18 protein-coding genes and 1 pseudogene are annotated in these 22,254 nt (G+C 48.9%); 12 read left to right on the top strand and 7 right to left on the bottom strand.

Going from position 1 to position 22,254, the window contains the following annotated elements; all coding sequences use genetic code 11:
• The first annotated feature begins 13 nt into the window (after positions 1–13).
• The 5 genes from FH974_RS07635 to FH974_RS07655 all read left to right on the top strand — a co-directional run bounded on the left by FH974_RS07635 (position 14) and on the right by FH974_RS07655 (position 6,248).
• Positions 14–2,869 carry a formate dehydrogenase subunit alpha gene (locus FH974_RS07635; protein WP_207103644.1) on the top strand — a complete coding sequence of 952 codons (2,856 nt, stop codon included), beginning with the start codon at positions 14–16 and terminating at the stop codon, positions 2,867–2,869.
• Positions 2,870–2,881: 12 nt separating this feature from the next.
• A complete protein-coding gene (fdh3B, locus tag FH974_RS07640; RefSeq protein WP_047885409.1) occupies positions 2,882–3,499 on the top strand; it encodes a formate dehydrogenase FDH3 subunit beta in 618 nt (205 codons plus the stop codon).
• Positions 3,500–3,591: 92 nt separating this feature from the next.
• Positions 3,592–4,668 (top strand): formate dehydrogenase subunit gamma, encoded by a 1,077-nt coding sequence (locus FH974_RS07645; RefSeq protein ID WP_047885410.1) that lies wholly within the window; start codon positions 3,592–3,594, stop codon positions 4,666–4,668.
• 299 nt (positions 4,669–4,967) lie between these two features.
• Entirely contained in the window at positions 4,968–5,681 is a 714-nt protein-coding gene (gene cobB, locus FH974_RS07650; RefSeq protein ID WP_047885411.1) for a Sir2 family NAD+-dependent deacetylase, read from the top strand.
• Between the two features lie 195 nt (positions 5,682–5,876).
• Positions 5,877–6,248 carry a VOC family protein gene (locus tag FH974_RS07655; RefSeq protein WP_207103695.1) on the top strand — a complete coding sequence of 124 codons (372 nt, stop codon included), beginning with the start codon at positions 5,877–5,879 and terminating at the stop codon, positions 6,246–6,248.
• A 76-nt stretch (positions 6,249–6,324) separates the two neighbouring features.
• Here the strand turns inward: FH974_RS07655 and FH974_RS07660 are convergent, their stop codons facing one another.
• On the bottom strand, positions 6,325–6,747 hold the full coding sequence (locus FH974_RS07660) for a PACE efflux transporter (RefSeq protein WP_047885412.1): 423 nt from the start codon (positions 6,745–6,747) through the stop codon (positions 6,325–6,327).
• Positions 6,748–6,837: 90 nt separating this feature from the next.
• Here FH974_RS07660 and FH974_RS07665 point away from each other — a divergent pair, with 90 nt between their 5' ends.
• Entirely contained in the window at positions 6,838–7,719 is an 882-nt protein-coding gene (locus tag FH974_RS07665) for a LysR family transcriptional regulator (protein ID WP_207103645.1), read from the top strand.
• Positions 7,720–7,794: 75 nt separating this feature from the next.
• Here the strand turns inward: FH974_RS07665 and FH974_RS07670 are convergent, their stop codons facing one another.
• The 5 genes and pseudogenes from FH974_RS07670 to potA all read right to left on the bottom strand — a co-directional run bounded on the left by FH974_RS07670 (position 7,795) and on the right by potA (position 13,054).
• Complete coding sequence (locus tag FH974_RS07670; protein ID WP_047885414.1) at positions 7,795–8,838, bottom strand: extracellular solute-binding protein; 1,044 nt, start codon at positions 8,836–8,838, stop codon at positions 7,795–7,797.
• Between the two features lie 361 nt (positions 8,839–9,199).
• Positions 9,200–10,232, bottom strand: a pseudogene (locus tag FH974_RS07675) (extracellular solute-binding protein).
• Between the two features lie 92 nt (positions 10,233–10,324).
• Positions 10,325–11,095 carry a spermidine/putrescine ABC transporter permease PotC gene (gene potC, locus FH974_RS07680; protein ID WP_047885416.1) on the bottom strand — a complete coding sequence of 257 codons (771 nt, stop codon included), beginning with the start codon at positions 11,093–11,095 and terminating at the stop codon, positions 10,325–10,327.
• Positions 11,095–11,952, bottom strand: a complete 858-nt coding sequence (potB, locus tag FH974_RS07685) for a spermidine/putrescine ABC transporter permease PotB (protein ID WP_047885417.1) — start codon at positions 11,950–11,952, stop codon at positions 11,095–11,097. Before potB ends, potC begins: the two co-directional genes overlap by 1 nt.
• A complete protein-coding gene (gene potA, locus FH974_RS07690) occupies positions 11,936–13,054 on the bottom strand; it encodes a spermidine/putrescine ABC transporter ATP-binding protein PotA (protein ID WP_047885468.1) in 1,119 nt (372 codons plus the stop codon). Before potA ends, potB begins: the two co-directional genes overlap by 17 nt.
• Positions 13,055–13,445: 391 nt before the next feature.
• Here potA and FH974_RS07695 point away from each other — a divergent pair, with 391 nt between their 5' ends.
• Both FH974_RS07695 and FH974_RS07700 read left to right on the top strand, forming a co-directional pair.
• Complete coding sequence (locus FH974_RS07695) at positions 13,446–14,246, top strand: DUF2189 domain-containing protein (protein WP_047885418.1); 801 nt, start codon at positions 13,446–13,448, stop codon at positions 14,244–14,246.
• A gap of 64 nt (positions 14,247–14,310) precedes the next feature.
• Entirely contained in the window at positions 14,311–14,970 is a 660-nt protein-coding gene (locus tag FH974_RS07700) for a DUF2987 domain-containing protein (protein WP_047885419.1), read from the top strand.
• A gap of 109 nt (positions 14,971–15,079) precedes the next feature.
• On the opposite strand, the gene ptsG is transcribed toward FH974_RS07700, so the two are convergent.
• The gene (gene ptsG, locus FH974_RS07705; RefSeq protein WP_047885420.1) at positions 15,080–16,522 is read right to left on the bottom strand and encodes a glucose-specific PTS transporter subunit IIBC; all 1,443 of its coding nucleotides are present in this window, start codon (positions 16,520–16,522) and stop codon (positions 15,080–15,082) included.
• 212 nt (positions 16,523–16,734) lie between these two features.
• Here ptsG and FH974_RS07710 point away from each other — a divergent pair, with 212 nt between their 5' ends.
• The 4 genes from FH974_RS07710 (at position 16,735) to pepT (ending at position 21,795) form a co-directional block, all read left to right on the top strand.
• On the top strand, positions 16,735–17,439 hold the full coding sequence (locus FH974_RS07710) for a response regulator transcription factor (RefSeq protein WP_207103646.1): 705 nt from the start codon (positions 16,735–16,737) through the stop codon (positions 17,437–17,439).
• Positions 17,440–17,604: 165 nt separating this feature from the next.
• A complete protein-coding gene (locus FH974_RS07715; protein ID WP_242551867.1) occupies positions 17,605–19,092 on the top strand; it encodes an ATP-binding protein in 1,488 nt (495 codons plus the stop codon).
• 170 nt (positions 19,093–19,262) lie between these two features.
• Positions 19,263–20,390: an ABC transporter substrate-binding protein gene (locus tag FH974_RS07720; protein ID WP_242551868.1), complete on the top strand. Its 1,128-nt coding sequence runs from the start codon at positions 19,263–19,265 to the stop codon at positions 20,388–20,390.
• Positions 20,391–20,562: 172 nt separating this feature from the next.
• The gene (pepT, locus tag FH974_RS07725) at positions 20,563–21,795 is read left to right on the top strand and encodes a peptidase T (protein ID WP_207103647.1); all 1,233 of its coding nucleotides are present in this window, start codon (positions 20,563–20,565) and stop codon (positions 21,793–21,795) included.
• The last annotated feature ends 459 nt before the right edge of the window (positions 21,796–22,254 follow it).

Raw genomic sequence — 22,254 nt, forward strand, 5'->3', positions numbered from 1 at the left:
GGCGGAGCCATCCATGAAATTGACAAAACGTTCCGACAACGTAAGCAAGGATGAAAACCAGTTTGGTATTTCACGTCGCTCATTTTTGCGTAACTCGTCACTGGCTGCGGCTGGTGGTGTTGCCGGTGCCGGTTTATTTGCGCCGGGAATGATGAAAAAAGCCGAAGCTAAAACCGTCGATCCCCAGTCTCCGACAGAAGTTAAACGGACAATCTGTTCACACTGCTCGGTGGGTTGCGGTATCTATGCTGAAGTTCAGGAAGGGGTCTGGACTGGGCAGGAGCCAGCCTTTGATCACCCGTTTAATGCCGGTGGCCATTGTGCGAAAGGGGCCGCGCTGCGTGAACACGGACACGGTGAACGCCGAGTGAAATACCCGATGAAGCTGGTGGACGGCAAATGGAAAAAGCTGAGCTGGGAACAGGCACTGGACGAAGTCAGCCAGCAGGTGATGAAAATTCGTGAAGAATCCGGCCCGGACTCTGTGTACTGGCTGGGTTCGGCAAAACACAACAACGAGCAGGCTTACCTGTTCCGTAAACTGGCGTCGATTTGGGGAACCAACAATATTGACCACCAGGCGCGTATTTGTCACTCCACCACGGTTGCTGGGGTAGCCAATACCTGGGGTTACGGTGCGATGACCAACTCACTGAACGACATGCACAATTGTAAGTCGATTCTGTTCATTGGCTCTAACCCGGCGGAAGCGCACCCGGTTGCGATGCAACATATCTTGATCGCTAAAGAGCAGAACAGTTGCAAGATCGTGGTGGTTGACCCGCGCCGTACCCGTACCGCGGCGAAGTCGGACTTGTATGTGTCTTTACGTCCGGGTTCCGACGTGGCCTTTATCTGGGGCGTGCTGTACCACATCTTCAAAAACGGCTGGGAAGATAAAGAGTTTATTCGTCAGCGTGTCTGGGGAATGGATCAAGTGCGCGAAGAAGTTGCGCGCTGGACACCGGATGAAGTAGAGCGCGTCACCGGCGTGGCGGAATCCGATGTGTATCAGACCGCAAAAATGCTGTCTGAAAACCGTCCGGGCTGTGTGGTTTGGTGTATGGGGGGGACTCAGCACACCACAGGTAACAACAACACCCGTGCGTACTGCATTCTTGAACTTGCGTTGGGTAACCTCGGCAAGTCGGGCGGTGGCGCGAACATTTTCCGTGGTCACGATAACGTACAGGGCGCGACGGACTTTGGCGTGCTGTCTGACAACCTGCCGGGCTACTACGGTTTGGCGGATGGGGCATGGCAGCACTGGTCAACCGTCTGGGGTGTGGATTACGAGTGGCTGAAATCGCGATTCGATAACAACGAATATAACGGCAAGAAACCGATGAACAGTGCTGGTATTCCGGTATCACGCTGGATTGACGGGGTGCTGGAAGATAAAGCCAACATCGAGCAGAACGACAACATCCGCGCTATGTTCTTCTGGGGCCATGCGGTGAACTCGCAAACCCGTGGTACTGAGATGAAAAAGGCGATGGAAAAACTGGATATGATGGTGATTGTTGACCCATATCCGGGCGTTGCCGCCGTAATGCATGGCCGTAAAGACAATGTGTACATTCTGCCGGCGACAACCCAATTTGAAACCACAGGTTCAGTGACGGCAACCAACCGTTCTGTTCAGTGGCGAGATCAGGTGATTGAGCCGCTGTTTGAGTCTAAACCTGACCATGAAATTATGTACCTGCTGGCGAAGAAACTCGGTCTGGCCGAGCAACTGTGCAAAAACATTCGGGTGGAAAATAACCAGCCGGTTATTGAAGACATCGTGCGTGAATACAACCGAGGAATGTGGACGATCGGCTATACCGGTCAAAGTCCGGAGCGACTTAAAGCGCACCAGCAGAACTGGCACACCTTTAACAAGACCACGCTGGAAGCAGAGGGTGGTGTGGCCAACGGGGAAACCTATGGTCTGCCTTGGCCGTGTTGGGGCACCCCGGAGATGAAGCACCCGGGCACCCATATCCTGTATGACACATCCAAAACCGTCGCCCGTGGGGGCGGTAACTTCCGTGCCCGCTTTGGTGTGGAACGCAACGGAGAAAGCCTGCTGGCTGAAGACAGCTTCTCGCTGGGTTGTGAGCTGGAAGATGGCTTCCCCGAGTTTACCAACAAAATGCTCAAGCAACTGGGTTGGTGGGATGATCTGACCGAGGAAGAAAAAGCGCTGGCGGAAGGTAAAAACTGGAAGACCGATCTGTCCGGCGGTATCCAGCGTGTTGCGATTAAACATGGTTGTATTCCGTTCGGTAACGCCAAAGCCCGTGCGGTGGTCTGGACATTCCCGGATGCCGTTCCTCTGCATCGTGAGCCGCTGTATACCCCTCGCCGCGATCTGGTCGCGGATTATCCGACCTGGGAAGACAGTCAGGCAATGTTCCGTCTGCCGACATTGTACAAGTCTATCCAAGATAAAGATGTGTCCGGCGAATACCCAATCGTACTGACTTCCGGTCGTTTGGTGGAATATGAAGGGGGCGGTGATGAAACCCGCTCGAATCCTTGGCTGGCTGAGCTGCAGCAGGAAATGTTTGTTGAAGTGAACCCGAAAGATGCCAACGATATCGGCTTCAAAGATGGTGACATGGTGTGGGTAGAAGGTGCTGAGAAGGGCCGTATCCGCGTGAAAGCCATGGTAACCCGACGGGTGAAACCGGGAATGGCCTTCATTCCTTTCCACTTCGGTGGGTATTTCGAAGGCACCGACCTGCGTCCGAATTATCCGGAAGGCTCGGCACCGTATATTTCCGGTGAGGCGGCTAACACCGCGACAACCTATGGTTATGACCCTGTGACTCAGATGCAGGAAACCAAAGTTACCCTTTGTAAAATCAGTAAAGCATAAGGAGTCACTCAGATGGCACGTATGAAATTTCTTTGTGACTCAAAGCGTTGTATTGAGTGCAACGGTTGTGTGACAGCTTGTAAAAACGAAAACGATGATGCACTGGAATGGGGTATTCAGCGCCGCCGCGTGGTGACACTGAACGACGGCGAGCCGAATGAAAATTCAATCTCCGTTGCCTGCATGCACTGCAGTGACGCGCCTTGTATGGCGGTGTGCCCGGCTGACTGCTTTGTTCAGACGGAAGATGGCATTGTGCTGCACAACAAAGATCTCTGCATCGGTTGTGGTTACTGTCTGTTTGCTTGCCCGTTTGGTGCGCCGCAGTTCCCGAAACAAACGGCATTTGCTGAACGTGGCAAGATGGACAAGTGCACCTTCTGCGCCGGTGGGCCGGAAGTGGAAAACGGCTCGGTGGAAGAGCGTCAGAAATACGGAGCCAACCGTATTGCGGAAGGTAAACTGCCAATGTGTGCATCTCTGTGTTCAACCAAAGCGCTGCTGGCTGGTGATGCGGCGAAAATCTCTGACGTCTATCGCCAGCGTGTTGTTGCGCGTGGAGCGAAAGAAGCCGGATGGGCCAATGCGGATGATCTGGCGTACGACGCCGGTCAGGTACGCAAAGCCTGAGTGAACGTGCTGACCGGCTCTGAGCTTGTTTCTGACAGGGGCAGGGCTGGTCAGCCTCAGAGTTAACACTGTTTTTTACAGTCGGGAGTTTTATGACTAAGCGAATGCAACGCTGGCTGACGATGCTCTGCACCGCTTTTGTGTTGATGCTTTCTGTATCGGTGTTCGCCGCCGACGAATCCGATGCCAGCAAAGAAAGTACGCGTCTGGGTGAATCGGTTGTACAGCGTGAAGCCGTTGGCTTTGCGGGGGCTGACTACTGGCGCATGGTAAAAGATGGCCAGGAAGGCTATACCACGTCAAAATCACCAGAACATGGCGTGTTGATTCGGGTGCCGGGGCAGACCTGGTACATTCTGAAAGAAAAATGGATGTCGCCGTTAGGGGCACTGGCGATTTTCGGCAGCCTGGTACTGGTTGGGCTGGCTTACGTTTTGGTCGGACCCATCAAACTGAGCGCCCCGAAAACCGGGCGAAAAATCAAGCGCTGGAGTCGCTGGGACAGGGCACTGCACTGGAGTATGGCCTTTACCTTTTTGACGCTCGCTTTCAGTGGCCTCACTATTGTGTACGGCAAACACTTTATTAAGCCTGTGGTACCAACGGAACTGTGGGGTTGGATTATCTATGCAGCCAAACAGTACCATAACTACATGGGGCCGCTGTTTGCCGTACTGCTGACTGTGATGTTGCTGAAATGGTGGAGAAAGAGCCTATTTACCAAAGTGGATCTGCAATGGTTCATGAAAATGGGCGGCATGATGGGGAAACACAAAGGGTCGCATCCGTCAGCCGGATTCTCGAATGGCGGTGAAAAGGTGATTTACTGGCTGTTGATTTTCTTCGGTCTGTTCATTGCTGTCAGCGGCTTTGTGCTGGATTTTCCTATCTTCGGGCAGACCCGTGCTGATATGGAGCTTTCTAATCTGGTGCATATGTTCTCAGCACTGATTCTGATTTGTGGATTTATCTTCCACATATACATCGGTCTGTTCGGGATGGAAGCTGCCCTTGATGGCATGGTCACAGGTGAAGTGGATGAGACATGGGCGAAAGAGCACCATGATCTGTGGTATGAAGAGGTCAAAGATCTGCCTGAAAACCAGCCGGGTTATGATGTAAACGCTGAAGCTGCCCGTAAAGGGAAGACCGTAAAGGATAACGTGTAACCATTTACGCCGGAGGGTGTTCATTGAGTCATAGCCGCTACGTCTTGTCGCAGTGGCAATGGATGAATTGAAACCCAAACGGAATACACTCGGCATAGCAGGCCAACTACGTATCGTGGTTGGCCTGTTTTTATTTCTGCTGTGTTTGTCGGTCTGTATCTTCATAAAAAGGTGTCTAGTGCACTATAACTTTGTATTTGATGATAACTTTAAGACTAATGTCGTAAGCCTCAAACTTATATCAACATAAAAACAATGGTATAAAGTCTATAGGAGAATGATTTTGTAAGGATGCCATCATGAAATTCCCATATCGAAATATTGTTGTGTTAACCGGCGCCGGTATCTCAGCTGAGTCAGGCATTCGTACCTTTCGAGATCAGGACGGCTTATGGGAAAACCACCGTATAGAAGATGTGGCTACGCCGGAAGGCTACCACCGAGATCCGGGTTTGGTGCAGAGCTTTTATAATCAACGCAGGCAGCAGCTGGAAAGCGGGACGGTGTTTCCCAATGCTGCGCATAAAGCTTTGGCTCGCCTTGAAAAAGAGCTGGACGGTAAAGTCACGGTCGTCACGCAGAATATTGATAACTTGCATGAAGAAGCTGGCAGTAAAAACGTCATCCACATGCATGGTGAATTGCTGAAAGCGCAATGCAGCCGAACCGGCCAGACAATTGAATGGAGTGGCGACCTGTCTCAGGATGATCATTGCCATTGCTGTCAGCTGCCTTCGCCACTACGACCTAATGTGGTGTGGTTTGGTGAGATGCCAATTGGCATGGACCGTATTCACCAGGCGCTAATGGAAGCTGACTTGTTTATTTCTATCGGGACATCGGGTGCAGTATACCCGGCAGCAGGATTTGTCCATGAAGCTGCCTTACATGGCGCACACACGGTTGAGTTAAATCTCGAACCCAGTGAGGTAGAAAGTGAGTTTACTGAAAAACGCTATGGCCCGGCTTCAGTAATCGTCCCTGAGTATATCCATGAGATTCTGGAAGGCTAATTCACGTCGCTAGTTCGCTTGTATCTTGCAGACGTATATCCATGACGAAAAAGCATCAGGCAAAACCTGATGCTTTTTTATTTAGCACGATACTTGTTCCGGATGATTAACGCTTTTTGACTCTTCGGTGAATGATGCGAGAAAGCTGAACAAGCTAGAAGCAGGCAAGGAGATCGTTGTATGAATGAAAGGAAAATGATAAGTCATATTGATCACGTGGTTCTGACCGTCTCTGATATCGACGTTTCACTGCAGTTTTATGTGCGGGTGCTTGGTATGGAAGCCATCAGTTTTGCTAACGGGCGGAAGGCATTACGATTTGGCAATCAGAAAATTAATCTGCAAACCCTCGGACAAGAACCCAGAAATCATGCCCAAGTCGGGTCGGGGGATCTGTGTCTGATTACCCATTGGTCACTTGAAGCGGTGATTGCGCATTTGGTTCAGGAAGGTGTAGAGATTGTCGAAGGCCCGGTCAGCAAGTCAGGTGCGGTTGGGGACATTGAATCTGTCTATTTCCTGGATCCGGATAAGAACCTGATTGAGGTCAGTGTCTATGTTTTGTAAACAAACAGGTAAACAGAGCAGGCGGAAATACTGTCCCGCCTGCTCGTTCACTGCTTAGTGTTTCGAGATATGTTCTTTATGCTTCAGCGTACTGCCCGAACCATTTCACACGCAGAAGATCGTAGCTCCAGTTAAAAATCAGCGCATAGACCAGGAAAAACAGGACTACGCTGATATCCAGAATCAGTACCGTCCAGAAATCCAGCTGTAAGGCCCACATCAGGAACGGAATGGTCACAAGCAATAACCCGCCTTCAAATCCCAGCGCATGCGAAATACGTGTAATCAGCGTTCGAGATAACCGTTCTGCACCGAACAGGCGGTCGAACATCAAGTTGTACAGGTAGTTCCAGGTCATAGCCATAAGCGACAAGGCAAAACCGATAGCGCCGATTTCAGCGGGGTTATGCTGAGTAAACAGTTTCGCGCCCAGCATCATGAGACTCAGTGCAAATAATTCGAATAATACAGAGTGAAGAATACGTTCTTTAACAGACATGTTGTTTTCCTGCTGACTAAAGTATGCCTCTAATCTATCTTGATATATGATTGATACCAGTTAGTTAATATCACTTTTATTGATAGAACGATGAATCTTGAACACCTCAACATGTTTGTGGCGGTTGCTAAAACCGGTTCATTTTCAGCCTGTGCCAGACAGTTAGGTAAGGTACAGTCGGCGGTCAGTCAGGGAATCGCCAACCTTGAGATTGACCTTAACGTCACCTTGTTTGATCGCTCAACGCGCAAACCAACGCTGACTCCTGAAGGGCAACATCTGTTGTCTTTTGCGGAGGCTATCCTTCAGCAAACACAGGAAATGGAGCGCGCTGCCAGTGCATTGAGTCGGCAGGAAGAAACTCAGCTGACACTGGTCACCGATGATGGCTTGGAAGTTGACCGACTTTTCTCGGTGATTGATGAATTCGCAGTGCAGTTTCCCTCAACATCTTTGAATGTGATCAGTGCGGCCAGCTGTGACATCGTCGGATTAATCAGTCAGGGGAAGGCGAATATTGGCTTAATGCTGAGCGAGCTGACGCTTAACCAGGATGCCAGCGTGTGTTATATCGGCAACATGACGTTTATGGCTGTGGTTGGTGTAGCGCATCCGCTGGCTAAAGTGGGGCGGATAGAGCCGACCGACTTAATTCCCCATCGTCAGCTCGTTATCCAGAGCGGCAGCGATAAAATCCAGCCGCACTTCGAGCAGGTTTCCGCGCAGCTTTGGAGCGCCAGTAGCTTTGCAATGCTGATGAAATACACAGAGCGCTGTCTGGGGTGGGCTTATTTACCGACGCATATGGCGAAAGCCGGTATTGCCGCAGGTAATCTGCATGCCTTACCGGTGACTTTTGATCATAAGCCCTGGAGCGTACCGGTTGAATGTGTAACCCCTAAGCGATTAAAAACAGGCCCGGCAGCGACTTGGCTCCGGCAGGCGTTACTGACGCTGCTGGATGAGAAATAGCTCCAGCAAGCAGATATAAAAAAGCCCGGTAACCGGGCTTGGTATAAAAAGTGCTGTCTCAGATAGGCGAGGCGATTACTGGCCTGCTTTCAGCTTCTGGAAGTACTCTTCGTACAGTGTGTTTGCTTCACCCACACTGTTTTGCCATTCGCCAGCGTCCATCACTGCTTGTGGCGGGTAGATGCTAGGATCGTTCACGAACTCCGCTGGCAGCAGTTTTTTCGCTGTTGCAACAGGTGTCGGGTAGCCAATTTCCAGAGCCAGTTTGGCTGCGTTTTCAGGGCGTAGCAGGAAATCGATCATCTGATGGGCAGCGTCAACGTTTTTGGCGGTTGCTGGGATAGAAATGCTGTCCATCCAGAAAATCGCGCCTTCTTTCGGCCATACGATATCGATTGGTGCGCCTTCCTGACGCGCCATGTAGGCCGAGCCATTCCACAGCATGCCCAGCGACGTTTCACCCGCCATATATGGGTTAGCAGGGTAATCAGAGTTGAAAACCAACACATTTGGCATCAGTTTTTTCAGCTCTTCGTAAGCGGCTTTGATTTCTTCAGGTTTCGTGGTGTTTGCAGAGTAACCTAGCTTGCGCAGAGCAATGTGGAAGAACTCGCGAGCATCATCCATCATCATCAGCTGGCCTTCCCACTTAGGATCCCACAGATCTGCCCAGCTGGTGATTTCAGCTTTGTTCATCACTTCTGTGTTTACACCAATACCGGTCGCGCCCCAGATGTAAGGGATAGAGTAATCGTTTTGCGGGTCAAACGGCTTGTGCAGGAAGTTAGGATCGATGTCTTCGAAATGCGGCAACTTCGATTTGTCGATTTTTTGAAGCATATTTTCTTCACGCATCTTTGTGACGTAGTAGGTAGAAGGAACGACTAAATCATAACCGTCACCGTGCGTCTTCAGTTTTGCGTACATGGTTTCATTCGACTCGTAAGTCGAGTAAATCACTTTAATGCCCGTTTCTTTGGTGAACTGCTCCAGAACTTCCTGAGGAATGTATTCAGACCAGTTGTAGAAATACAGTTCTTTGTCTGCCGCGTTAGCCAGGCCGGAAAACATTGCCATGGCACAGACACCACCGGTCATTAAAGAAGACCATTTTTTCATTGTGATATGCTCCAATTAACAGGATTTTTGAGAGTGCTCTCTAGCGAATGTATCCAAATAGGTTCATGAATTACATGATAGGCTGAATACTTACCGCTTCTCCTACAAAGTGATGAATAATCCAGTGTTCGACCGGATCATGAACGGATTACTGCTACTGCATCTTGCGCCGATTGGCAGCAAAAAGCCTGCTAAACACAGGCATTTAAGGACTGATTATAACAGGGAACAGGGACGAAAAGATAAGGTAAATCAAAACCATCACTATCAGGTGGGGTATTAATACACAGTTAGCTCAGCAATCAGATACAAAAAAGGCAGCCATGTAGGCTGCCTGAAATATCTTGTTACAGAACGAAGATTACTGACCTGCTTTCAGTTTCAGGAAGTAGTTTTCGTAACGGACGTTCATGTCGCCAACCGAGTCCTGCCACTCACCACGGTCAAGATCTTCTTGTGGTGGGAACAGAGTAGGGTTGTCTTTGTATTTCGCGTTCGAGGCTTCAACCGCAGTCAGGTAGCCAGTATCTTCAGAGATTTTGGCTGCAATTTCCGGACGCAGCAGGAAGTCAATCATCTTGTGAGCAGCCTCGACGTTTTTTCGCGTTTTTCGCGATTGCCAGGCTGTCTACCCAGAAGATACCGCCTTCTTTTGGCCAAATCAGTTTAATTGGCAGACCTTCACGCTGAGCCGCGGCTGCAGAGCCGTTCCACAGCATGCCCAGACCCACTTCACCTGCCATGTAAGGCGCAGCAGGGTTGTCTGAGTTGAACACCAATACGTTTGGCATCAGCTTTTTCAGCTCTTCGTAAGCTTCGTCAATTTGCTTCGGATCTGTTGTGTTACCAGAGTAACCCAATTTACGCAGTGCAATGTGGAACACCTCACGGGTGTCATCCATCAGCATCAGCTGGCCTTTCAGCTCTGGATTCCACAGATCAGCCCAGCTATCGAAATCATCTGGGTTGTACATGTCTGTGTTGACTGCCAGACCTGTCATCGCGATTACGTGAGGAATTGAGTAATCGTTTTTCGGGTCAAAAGGCTTGTCCAGATAGTTCTTATCAAGCTCTTTAAAGTTGGCTAGCTTTGATTTATCGATCTTCTGTAACATGCCTTCATCGCGCATTTTGGCCACGAAGTAAGTTGATGGCACAACCAGGTCGTAACCTTCAGGGTGCGCTTTCAGCTTAGCGTACATAGTCTCGTTCGACTCGTAAGTCGAATAAATCACTTTAATACCAGTTTCTTTAGTGAACTGTTCACGAAGTTCCGTAGAAATGTACGGACCCCAGTTCATAAATACCAATTCCTTGTCTTCTGCATGAGCAAAGCTCGTGAACATTGCTGCTGCGCATGCAGTACCGGTGAGAAAAGCGGACCATTTTTTCATTGGATTATCATCTCCAAAACCCGTTTAGGGTGCTGATAAAAAACAAGTGGCCTGAACAGGACCACTTGCTCGTTTATTGGCTGATTGCCAAATTATTTAATCTTTTCGCGTGCAAGAAGCTGTGAGCTGACGACCATCACCAGAGATACCAGCAGCATAATCGTTGCCAGTGCATTCACTTCCGGTGACACGCCGACTTTCACCATTGAGTAAATCTTCAGCGGCAAAATTTCGTAGCTCGGACCCGTCACAAATGAGCTTACAATGACATCGTCCAGAGACAGTGTAAAGCTCAACAACCAGCCTGCAAAAACAGCAGGTTTCGCCAGTGGCAGAATGATCTGTTTCAGAATCACCCACTCGCTGGCGCCCAGGTCACGGGCAGCTTCCAGCATTTTCACATCAAATCCTTTCAGACGGCTGTAGACCGTCACAACCACAAATGGCAGACAGAAGGTGATGTGAGACAGAAGCAGGGTCAGGAACCCAAGTTCTGCGCCAATCAGGATGAACAAAGCCAGCAGCGAGATTGCCATTACGATATCCGGAGACATCATCACCACAAACAGCATACCGTTAACAAAGTTTTTGCCACGGAACTGGTAGCGGAACAGGGCTACGGCGGTCAGGCTGCCAATAATGGCTGCGGCTGTTGCTGAAAACACAGCAATGTTCAGCGAGTGCCAGGCGGCCTGCATCAGGCTGTCGTTGCTCACCAACTGGTGATACCACTTGGTTGTGAAACCACCCCATTTCATACCAAACTTGCTGGCGTTGAAGGAGTTCACAATCAGGATAATAATCGGAGTATACAGAAAAGCATACACCACAGTCATAAAACTGAATTTAAAGGCGCGTCCCATTATTCCAGCTCCACTTTACGGTTCAGTAACTTGCCTGCACGGTAGTAGGCATACAGCATTACGGCCATGGCTACAGTCAGTGCGATACTGGTTGCCGCACCGAATGGCCAGTCACGCGCATTAAGCACCTGGCTCTTAATCACGTTACCGATCAGCAGGTTCTTCGCGCCGCCCAGCAGGTCAGACACATAGAACATACCCAGCGCAGGTAGCAGTACCAGCAGAGAGCCGGCAATGATCCCTGGCATAGTCAGCGGGATAATGACTTTAATAAACGTCTGGAACTTGTTGGCACCAAGATCGCGCGCCGCCTCGATGTAGTTGTGATCCAGCTTTTCAATCGCCGAATACAACGGCAGCACCATGAATGGCAGCAGGATGTAAACCAGACCAATCATGACTGCATACTCGGTGTACATAATACGCAGCGGACGATCGATGATATTCAGGTACATCAGGCTCTGGTTCAGGATCCCTTGAGTACCCAGCATAATCTTCAGGCCGTAAGTACGAATCAGAGAGTTCGTCCAGAACGGTACGATTACCAGGAAAAGCATGAACGGACGCCATTTTTCCGGCATTTTCGCAATCGCATAAGCGAACGGGTAACCCACCAGCAGACACAGCAGGGTAGCCACCAGCGCCATGTAGAACGAGTGCAGCATCACCTTCGCGTATAGCGGATCAAACAAGCGGATGTAGTTATCCAGCGTGAAGGTCATGTCGATCAGGTTCGCTTCATCCCGAGTCAGGAAACTGGTTCCGATGATCATCAGGTTCGGTGCGAACACAAACACCAACAACCAACTAACAATGATTGTGATGATGATGTTCTGAAGATTAAGCGTCTTTTTCATCTGCCAGTACCACTTCCCAACTATCAACCCAAGTAATGGCCACTTTCTGATCCAGGGAGTGGTCGACGTCCGGATCATCTTCGTTGAAGAATTCGCTGACCATCACGGAAGTGCCGGATTCCAGCTCAACAACAGAATCCAGTGTCATGCCCTTGTAGGTACGATCACGTACGTATCCAATCAGGCCTTTCGCTTCATCGCCATTGTTGATCTCTTCGAGTCGGATATCTTCCGGACGAAGCAGAACTTTCACGCTGTCGCCAACCATAACAGGCAGATCACAGTGAAGCAGGGCAGGACGACCTTCAACATTCGCCATGATACGTTTGTCGTCCAGACGTTCTGTCACAACGGCATCAAACACGTTGATCTCACCGATAAAGCGAGCAACAAACAGGTTAGCCGGCTCTTCGTAAATTTCACGAGGGCTGCCGTCCTGCTCAACTTTACCTGAACGCATAACAATAATACGGTCAGACATTGACAGGGCTTCTTCCTGATCGTGCGTGACGAAGATGAAAGTGATACCCAGCTTACGTTGCAGCTGTTTTAGCTCAATCTGCATTTGCTTACGCAGTTTGTAATCCAGAGCTGACAGCGATTCGTCCAGCAGCAGAACTTTCGGCTTGTTCACAACGGCACGTGCAATTGCAACACGCTGCTGCTGACCACCGGAAAGCTGATGGGGTTTACGTTGGGCAAACTGATCCAGCTGAACCATGCGCAGGGCTTCCAGTACACGCGGTTCGATTTCATTCGCGGCAACTTTCTGCATGCGCAGACCGAATGCAACGTTTTCAAAAACCGTCATGTGTGGGAAAAGTGCGTAACTTTGGAAAACCGTATTAACGTTGCGGTGCTCGGCAGGAATGTAAGTCACATCCTTACCCGCAAGAACAACTTGACCTTCGTCGGCATTTTCAAAGCCGGCAATCAACCTTAGTACAGTTGTTTTACCACAGCCTGATGGACCCAGGATGGTAAGGAACTCACCATCGTTAACATTCAGATCAAGACCGGCGATGATTTGTTTGCCATCGAAGCTTTTGCTCAGCCCTTTAAGCTGAACTACCGGTGCTTTTGTTGTTTCTGCAGCGTTCAATTCTACGAGATCTCCACCTAGGGGTGTCATAGGTCATTCCCCCCTGATTGTTTGGATGAATTTAGGGGGCGCATGATAGACCCCTAAACGTGTAATTTAAAGCGTTTTTTGCCGATTTTTTTCACCAATTTCGATCATTCTTTAGCACTCAAACTTTTCTGGGCGTCAGGATGAGGTGTGGTTGGTAAAAAACATAATAAAATCAAAGTCAAAGCGTATCTTTTGCGTACGGTGTATGGATTGGCTTTTAGCCCTGATTTTCATAAAGTTTTACACCTTTAGTCAGCCAGTTGGGTGTGTCAGGCTGATGACGATGTCATGCTATATTTCTTTCTCGTCGCTGTCTGGCGTACAATCTCCAATCTTAGTATCAAAAAATAGTGAAAATGTGATGAATAACAAAACATTCCATGTCGGTGGTTCAATCGATAAAGCGGTTAAAGGTGAAGTTGAACTTCGTTCACTCGATGTATTGCAGGAAGCTTGGCGCATTACCGCCAAAAATTTTCTGACCTTTTTACCGGCCATCATTGGTTTGTTTCTGGCACAGCTTGCATTGCTGATGCTGGCATTACAGGTTCAGCTGGGAAGTCCCGCAGTATTCTTTGACGCCATTATTCAGGGTGGTGAAATTTCGGGTGCGATAGTTGAAGCTGGCTATATGGCTAACTTCTGGTCAGATGTACTCAGTGCGCCGCTTTATGCCGGTGTCAGCCTGATGGCACTGAACCATGCTGTCGGCTTGCCGAGTAAACCCAGCCATCTGGTTAAAGGGTTCCCTTATACCATCGTGTCGATAGTGACCATGCTTCTGGCATCGTCGTTACAGGGTATCGGCAACGCGCTGTTCCCGATTCTGGGGCTGATGCTGTCGATGGGCTTTAGCATGGCGATCATTCTGGTGTGTGAAAAGCGTGTTTCGCCGCTGAAAGCTATCCAATTCTCGTTGATGGCAACTGTACGTAAATTACTGCCGATGACCGCCATCTTCGTTGTGATCCTGACAATGTTCATTGTGTCGTTTGCAACAGCAGGGATTGGCCTGATCTGGACGCTGCCGTTTTTCTTTAACGTGAAAGCGATTATTTACCGTAACTTGTTCGGTATCACGTTGCAGGTAACAACGGTTAAAAAAGGAAACGACGATCACCATTCTGACAATGGTGATAACTCTAAAGTTTTCAACGCGTGACAGAACAATGTAAGGTGTCACCCAAATCGGATTTACATGTGATTGTTAGTGCCAAGGATATAGGATGAAGTACACCCATTGGCTGTTAGTCGGTTGCCTCGCCGGCTCTGCGATGATGACATCGACAGCATTTGCTCAAAATATTGAGATGCGCTACAGCACCTTATTTGGCAAGCTGAAACAGAATGCCGAAGAAGGGCATGATGATGTCAAAATCGCGTTTTATCTGCTGGATCAGCGTGACGGTAGCGTCTGTAAAATCCACAAAGGCTGGATGCAGAAAGACAAACATTATGAAGAACTCAACATACCGGCTGACAATGCGCTGGTCGTTCCTCTGGATTCAAACTTGCGTCAGGCCAATCCGGATGTGACCTTTGTGGTCGATGATGGCATTACCTGTGATGTGTCGATGCAAGTGATCGCAACATCGGAATACGGCCGTCAGATCAGCCAGGCGCAGGTACAGTCCCTGGCACCTCAGATGGACAAACTGCTGTCGGATTTAGGTGGCATGTTCTCTAAGTGGTTCATGCCTAAAGTTGGCGGTGTGGTACTGCATTTTGACCAGCCTCTGCAGGCTGGTATCAGCCTTGCCAGTGGCGGTGTCGCTGAAGCTCAGGGTAATAAAGTGATCCTGAAACTTGATGCGCTATCAGCGGGAGAAGTGGTTAAGTTACCGGATGATGTGGTTAAGGTGACCCCCTGGATCCCAAAATCCTGAGAGTTTGACGAACGCATAATCAACTCGCCCAATTAAACGCGCTAAAACAAAAACGGCCTGATTCACTCAGGCCGTTTTTTTGTCACTGAAGTAGGTATTAAATCAGGCGTTAATAGCTCTCTGCCATCAGTACATGTATTTCTGACTTGATGTGATCTGACTGGGTGCCGAAGATTGCCTGCAGGTTGTCACCAATCACCAGCACTTCCCGTGCACCCAGCGATTTGATTCCACCGATATCAGCCCGTTTAATATCATGCAGAGTAACCCGAAGGCGGGTAATACAAGCGTCCACGCTTTTAATGTTCTCTTTACCACCCATTTTCTGAATCAGTTGTTCAGCCAGTTCAGAATCGACAATGTTCAGCTCATTTACCGTTTTGGATTCAGACTCGCGCCCAGGAGTCATCAGATTGAGCTTAATGATCAGGGTGCGGAAAATTGTGTAATACAGCAGGAACCACATCGGGCCGATAACAATGAACAACCAGGCATTTTGTGAAAGCGGATAATAGATAAGAAAATCGATCGCGCCATGGGCAAAAGTGACACTGTGATGGATATCTAGAGCACTTACCAGCGCAAAACCGATTCCCGTTAACAGGCAATGAATCACATACAGCACGGGCGCAACAAACAGGAACGAGAATTCCATTGGTTCTGTAATCCCCGTCAGCCAGGAAGTCAGTGCGGCAGAGGCCATGATACCACCCACCATCGCTCTGTTTTCAGGTCGTGCCGTACGGTAAATAGCCAGGCCAACCGCCGGCAGAGCCCACATGGAATACATATAACCACCAGCCAGATTCCCTGCCGTCGGGTCACCCGCCAGATAACGTTGAATTTCCCCTTTAATGACCGCACCGGTTTCCGGATTAACATACTCGCCGACTTCAAAGAAGAAAGGTACGTTCCAGATATGGTGCAGGCCGAAAGGAATCAGAGATCGCTCGACTAGGCCGTAAATCCCGAAGGCCAGCGTCGGGTTCTGGTACGCCGCCCAGTGAGAGAAACTGTCAATGACGCCGCCGATAGGTGGCCAGACGTAACTCAACACAATACCGAGCACGATAGCACTGATGCCGGTAACTATCGGCACGAAACGTTTTCCTGCGAAGAAACCAAGGTATTCCGGAAGCCGGATATTGTAGAACCTGCGGTACATCACTGAGGCAATAGCACCGATGATAATCCCGCCAAATACCCCGGTATTGAGGGTCGGTATACCGATGACGGTGGTTGTTTCGATTCCGTGAAATTTTGCCATCACTCCCATGGTTGCCGTCAGAATGGCAAATCCGACGGTGGCGGCCAATCCGGCAACCCCGTCATTGTCACTTAACCCAAGGGCAACACCGATGGCGAAAATAATGGCCAGGTTGCTGAACACCGCATCGCCGGACATGGCCATGATGTCGGATACCAGATCCGGTAACCAGGAAAAATTCGCTGAGCCAATTCCGAGCAACAGCCCGGCAATCGGGAGTACCGCGACGGGCAGCATTAATGACCGCCCGATTTTTTGTAGGAGTCCAAAGGTTGCATTTATCATGATTTATTCCTTATTCATGCTGTCTTTTCAGAGTCCTTATCACTGTAATTAACTCACTGCTTCGTTAAGTAAGATATGGTTGTCGGTTTGTAAGAGAACGCTTACAAAATAAAATGAAAACCGCTGTATCTGTGATTCATGGGGTTGATAAACTCTTTCACAGATTCAAACTCTTTTCGTAATGTCACTGTTCTTCAGGATGAGAGAAAGTTTTGCAGTCAAAAACGATATTAGTGGTCGACGATAGTGAAGATATCAGGGATGCACTCAGTGAATATCTTGGGCGTTCTGGTTTTCGCGTGTTTACCGCCGAAGATGGCGATGAGATGTGGAAGGTCCTGCAACAGCATCAGCCTGATCTGATTGTTCTGGATATTATGCTTCCCAGTGATGACGGGTTCACTCTATGCAGGGAGATCCGCCAGCACTCACACGTGCCCATTATCATGTTGACCGCCGTCTGTGATGAAATCGATCGAATTGCGGGTTTGGAAGTCGGTGCCGATGATTACATCACTAAAACTTTCAGCCCGAGAGAACTGCTGGCAAGAATTAAAGCCCTGTTAAGGCGGAGCCAGTATCGCTCGGAAGGCGCGTTAAGTCGCCGTATTCGCTTTTTGGACTGGACGTTTGAGACCGTCAAACGGCAGCTTATTCATATTGATGGCGATACGATCCAATTGTCAGGCGCGGATTTTTCTTTACTCAGTTTTCTGCTGCAGCACATGAACCAAACCGTCAGTCGTGATGATATCGCTCGGTTTGTCTGGGGGCGGGATGTTGATCCGCTGGAAAGAGGCATTGATGTTCAGATAAGTCGGTTACGCAAGCATCTTCGGGATGAAGATCGGACCCTGATTCTGACCGTTCGCAACAAGGGCTATATGCTGGCTCTGGAACACATTTCAGACTGCTAGCCCGTTTGGTTGTAACTAATACGGTATACAGAGATAAACCATATAGGGATAAGCGATAAAGGGAATGGCTTATCGCTACTTGTTTTGCAACCGCAATCATAAAGCTTGGTAAGAAAGCTTGATTTAAAACAGTATTAAAACGCGGTAATAACGGAGAGCATGGATGTGAGAGGGAAGTTCTACCAATCTATTACCTTCCGTATTGGCATTACATTGTTCGGGGCCATACTGGTCGCGGAACTGTTGGCAGGGGTGATCTGGTACCAGACTTCGGCCGCTTCGCGAGAGGCCAGTGCACAGCATACACTGATGAATGTCGCAGAAGCAGCTTCTGAAACTTACTTGTATTTCGAGTCGTTACCCAAAAATTATCGTCACTTAATCCTCAATCAATTGCGAGAGTCGAGTGGTACACGTTTTTTCATTTCGATTAACCAAAACCCGCTCAACATCGATCCTATCCAGGATATTTCCCTGTTACCCAAACTGACCGGTTTCGTTGAACAGGCAATCACGAATCAATTTAGCGGGTTAAGCAATGTCAGGGTTGTCATTACCGATAAAGACAATATTCGGTTATTTAATTCGGGGATCAGACTGTCTGAGTTACCGGAAATCTGGACGCGTTACAGTTTGTCTCTGGGCGAGCTTGATTTGCCGATTTTGGTGATGCAATTAGAAATGGCTGAAAATGAGTGGTTTTACATCGCCTCTGCCATACCGCTACCCGAAAGCGTATTAACCGAGCCGATTATCAGTCAGCGGCAATTAATCTTTTTGTTTCTGGCATCGGTCATGCTGATGATGTGCATTTCGCAAATTATCCGTCGGGAACTGAAGCCGGTGAAATCACTGGCCAAGGCGGCAGCGCTGACAGGCTCGCCATTGAGCCTGCCTGAGCTTGAAGAAAGCGGGAGCAATGAAACGCGCAGTGCTATTCATGCCTTTAACAAGATGAGCAGGCGGGTAAAAGCCTATATTCGTGACAGAGAAATGTTGTTCAGTGCATTGTCACATGACCTGAAAACCCCGCTGGCCTGTTTAAAGCTTCGTACCGAGATGCTGGAAAACGACACAACCAAAAAGCAGTTCGAAAAGCTGCTCAATGAGGTCGATATTATGCTCACTGGGGCTTTGCAGTGCTTGCGGGAGACAAATATCCACGAAGAGTCAGAGTGGCTGGACTTACAAACGTTACTTGGTGATTGTGCTGAGTATTTTAATCAGCTAGCTGAGCGTAATTGCCGTCTGGAGTCTTGCACCCTGAATTCATGGGGTAATCTATTTCCCAGTGTAAATATCCGGTGTGAGCAACCAGTTTCCATCTTAGCGAAGCCTTTGGCCCTCAAACGCTGCATTTTCAACGTGGTCGAGAACGCGGTGAAATATGGTGAGCGAGTGGAAATCGATGTTTGTGAACAACAGAGCTCCATTTTACTGACTTTCAGGGATTATGGTCCCGGTATTCCGAAAAAAATGCAGGAAAAGGTCTTTGAACCTTATTGCCGCGCCGGCCGGAAGGATGCGAACGGTTCTGGGTTGGGGCTGACCATTGCGAGAAGCATTGCCCGTACGCAGGGCGGGGATTTGGTTCTGAAAAATCATGCTGCTCAGGGGCTGATTGTTGAGTTGACGTTATCGAGGAATTCATGAAACGGATTATCAGGCTATTGTCTCGGCCTACTGCACAGTTGTGCATCTCTCTAGTTTTCACTCTATTACTGCCAATGCGGTCAACGGCTGCAACAGCGACAACGATCAGCGCCGATATCCATTTTCTTCATTGGTGGACGTCAAAAGGGGAAACTAAAGCTGCGGAAAGTGTGAAAACAACACTGTCTGAATCTGATATTGCTCTTGCGAATGTTCCTATAGAAGGCGGCGGTGGCGCGACAGCCAAAGCGATTCTACAGGCCAGAGCTATAGCCGGTAATCCACCGGAAATGGCGTTAATCGAGGGGCCCGCGATTAAATCTTGGGCGGCGCTGGGGTTTCTTCATCAACTCAATCGCGCGGCTGAAAACGGCGGATGGCACGAAAAACTGCTGCCGCTGGTCAAGGATATTCATCAATTTGAAGGTCGGTTTGTTGCGATACCGGTAACAATTCACCGCCTGAACTGGCTGTGGGTAAATACTGATGTGTTACATCGTCACGGAATCGTAATGCCAGAAACCTGGCCCGCGATTATCTCGGCATTCCACACATTAAAAAGTCGTGGCGTCTCCCCTCTGGCAATTGGTAACGAGCCTTGGCAGATTGTGCAGCTGTTTGAAAATATCGCGTTTGGATTGGGCGGTTCGGCTTACTATCGACAAGCGTTTATCGAACTGGATCCGAAGGCCATTGACAGTGACGTGACCCGACAGGCATTAGCGCTGTTTCGCGAGATCAGTGACATTGTTGCAGAAGATCTCAGTAATCAGTCCTGGGACGTCGCAACACAAGATCTGATGGCCGGACGGCGGGCGTTTCAGATCACCGGAGACTGGGTGGCTGGCGAGTTAATGGCCCTGAACGGGCGATTGCCGTTAGGTATTTCCTGCTATCCGGTACCGTCCAAAGAGTCGGGGTTTATTTATAACATGGACAGCTTCGCGTTGTTCCATACTCAGCAACTTGATAGCCATGATGCGAATAAACTGGCTGAGCGGATTGCTTCCCCCGATTTTTTACAGCGTTTCAATCAGGTAAAAGGCGGTATTCCTGCCTGGCAGGGCATTGAACTGAATGGTTTCAATCATTGTGCCAGACAGTCTATGACAGACTTCCAGTACGCTGCATCAACTCATGCCTTAATTCCAAGCATGATCGATTCGATGGCGGTCAGTCCGGTGATTCAAAAGGCGGTAAGTAGTGAGCTGTACCGTTTTTTCAATCATGCATCGGTGACATCAGAAAGTGTCATCGCGCATATGAAAAATCTGGGGGCGAGCCAGATCAACCTGTAACCAAAGTGGAGTTTGTGGTTATTTTTCCTGAACAGTTGGCAACAATCTGATTTGAGAGCGAAGTCATTTTACGCAATTAGTTCACTAAAAACTGATTCATCGCAATTCATTTGGTGCCTTATCCCCTGATACTTGACGTCCATAAATGGCAGTTATCAAGGCAGAGTGGGATATGGATAACTTAATTGAGCGTTTTCTCCAGTACATCAGCATTGATTCTCAATCTAACCCCGCTAATTCACAGTGTCCCAGCACCGAGGGACAGCTAACTCTTGCCCGCTATCTGGAGCAGGAACTTAAAGATCTGGGGCTTGTTGGCGTAGATCTGGACAGTAATGGGTATCTGATGGCCCGCTTACCGGCAAATGTAGATTATCCCGTGCCGGCAATTGGTTTTATCGCCCATATGGACACCGCACCGGACGCGTCGGGAAAAGATGTACACCCTCAACTGGTGGAAAACTATCAGGGCGGCGATATCGCCTTGGGCATCGGCGATGAAGTGCTGTCGCCGATCCAGTATCCGGATCTGAACGGTCTGCATGGCCACAACATTATCACGACAGACGGGACAACCCTGTTGGGGGCGGATAACAAAGCCGGTATTGCTGAAATACTGACCGCGATTGAGTATCTGATAGCGCATCCTGAAATTAAGCACGGCGACATCTGCATTGGTTTTACGCCAGACGAAGAAATTGGCCGTGGTGCTGATAGGTTTGATGTGCAGAAATTTGGTGCACAATGGGCTTACACTGTCGATGGTGGCCCGATTGGTGAACTGGAATATGAAAACTTCAATGCCGCTGCAGCCACAGTGATCTGTCATGGCGTGAGTGTTCATCCGGGTACCGCAAAAAACAAGCTGGTGAATGCCATGAATATTGCGGCTCGTTTTCAGATGATGATGCCTGCTGATGAAACGCCTGAAACCACCGAAGGGTATGAGGGTTTCTATCACCTGTCGACCATGACGTCATCAGTGGCTCGCACTGAACTGCATTATATTCTGCGTGATTTTGACCAAGAGGGGCTCGCGTGTCGCAAAGCTTTCATGGAGCAGCAGGTCGCAGCACTGAACAGCGAACTGAAAAAAGGGCGAGTCGAACTGATACTTCGCGATAATTACAGCAATATGCGAGAGATGGTGGAGCCGCATCCTCACATCATTGAATTGGCGAAACAGGCGATGGTTGAATGTGATGTGAAGCCACTGATCAAGCCTATCCGAGGCGGGACAGATGGTGCACGTCTGTCTTTTATGGGCTTACCATGTCCGAATCTGTTTACTGGCGGCCATAATTTCCATGGTATTCATGAATTTATTACCCTGGAAGGAATGGAAAAGGCGGTCGAGGTAATTGTTAAACTGGCTGAAAATACGGCCAGTGCTTATCGGCGCTAGTTTTCTGCTAGCGGTATAAGCCGTCAGCTTTTATCAATCCCCAGAATTTGTCACTTTTTACAGCCCTGGCGTGTTCCGCCGGGGCTTTTTTGTGCATCATCCGCCATTGTGGTTAGTTGCCTGAGCTGACACCTATCAGTATGCCAATGCGCTGAGAAGGGCTCAATCAGGAGAAAAATCACTATATTGTTCATATATGGACGTCAATGACCTGAGTGCCTGAATGATTTTCCCGGCTGATCGATCTAAATTTCAGACTCATTTCTGAGTAAGAAATTACGTACTGATACGAGTTAAGACATAGAGTCTGTATGAATGGAGCATTTTGATATACGTACTTTGATAAGTGCGCTTTGATAAATGCACTTTGATATGGTTGCTTTGATATAAAAACACTTATGTGCTAAGTTTGTCCATAAATATACATGTGTGTATCCGGTGATAGGTCTGATGACCCAC

It is taken from the genome of Photobacterium ganghwense, assembly GCF_017329545.1.
GTDB lineage: Bacteria > Pseudomonadota > Gammaproteobacteria > Enterobacterales > Vibrionaceae > Photobacterium > Photobacterium ganghwense.

What these genes read in the sequence shown, in the direction of transcription:
- FH974_RS07635 (WP_207103644.1), top strand. Translation starts at nt 14, where the DNA reads ATGAAATTGACAAAACGTTCCGACAACGTAAGCAAGGATGAAAACCAG.
- fdh3B (WP_047885409.1), top strand. Translation starts at nt 2,882, where the DNA reads ATGGCACGTATGAAATTTCTTTGTGACTCAAAGCGTTGTATTGAGTGC.
- FH974_RS07645 (WP_047885410.1), top strand. Translation starts at nt 3,592, where the DNA reads ATGACTAAGCGAATGCAACGCTGGCTGACGATGCTCTGCACCGCTTTT.
- cobB (WP_047885411.1), top strand. Translation starts at nt 4,968, where the DNA reads ATGAAATTCCCATATCGAAATATTGTTGTGTTAACCGGCGCCGGTATC.
- FH974_RS07655 (WP_207103695.1), top strand. Translation starts at nt 5,877, where the DNA reads ATGATAAGTCATATTGATCACGTGGTTCTGACCGTCTCTGATATCGAC.
- FH974_RS07660 (WP_047885412.1), bottom strand. Translation starts at nt 6,747, where the DNA reads ATGTCTGTTAAAGAACGTATTCTTCACTCTGTATTATTCGAATTATTT.
- FH974_RS07665 (WP_207103645.1), top strand. Translation starts at nt 6,838, where the DNA reads ATGAATCTTGAACACCTCAACATGTTTGTGGCGGTTGCTAAAACCGGT.
- FH974_RS07670 (WP_047885414.1), bottom strand. Translation starts at nt 8,838, where the DNA reads ATGAAAAAATGGTCTTCTTTAATGACCGGTGGTGTCTGTGCCATGGCA.
- potC (WP_047885416.1), bottom strand. Translation starts at nt 11,095, where the DNA reads ATGGGACGCGCCTTTAAATTCAGTTTTATGACTGTGGTGTATGCTTTT.
- potB (WP_047885417.1), bottom strand. Translation starts at nt 11,952, where the DNA reads ATGAAAAAGACGCTTAATCTTCAGAACATCATCATCACAATCATTGTT.
- FH974_RS07695 (WP_047885418.1), top strand. Translation starts at nt 13,446, where the DNA reads ATGAATAACAAAACATTCCATGTCGGTGGTTCAATCGATAAAGCGGTT.
- FH974_RS07700 (WP_047885419.1), top strand. Translation starts at nt 14,311, where the DNA reads ATGAAGTACACCCATTGGCTGTTAGTCGGTTGCCTCGCCGGCTCTGCG.
- ptsG (WP_047885420.1), bottom strand. Translation starts at nt 16,522, where the DNA reads ATGATAAATGCAACCTTTGGACTCCTACAAAAAATCGGGCGGTCATTA.
- pepT (WP_207103647.1), top strand. Translation starts at nt 20,563, where the DNA reads ATGGATAACTTAATTGAGCGTTTTCTCCAGTACATCAGCATTGATTCT.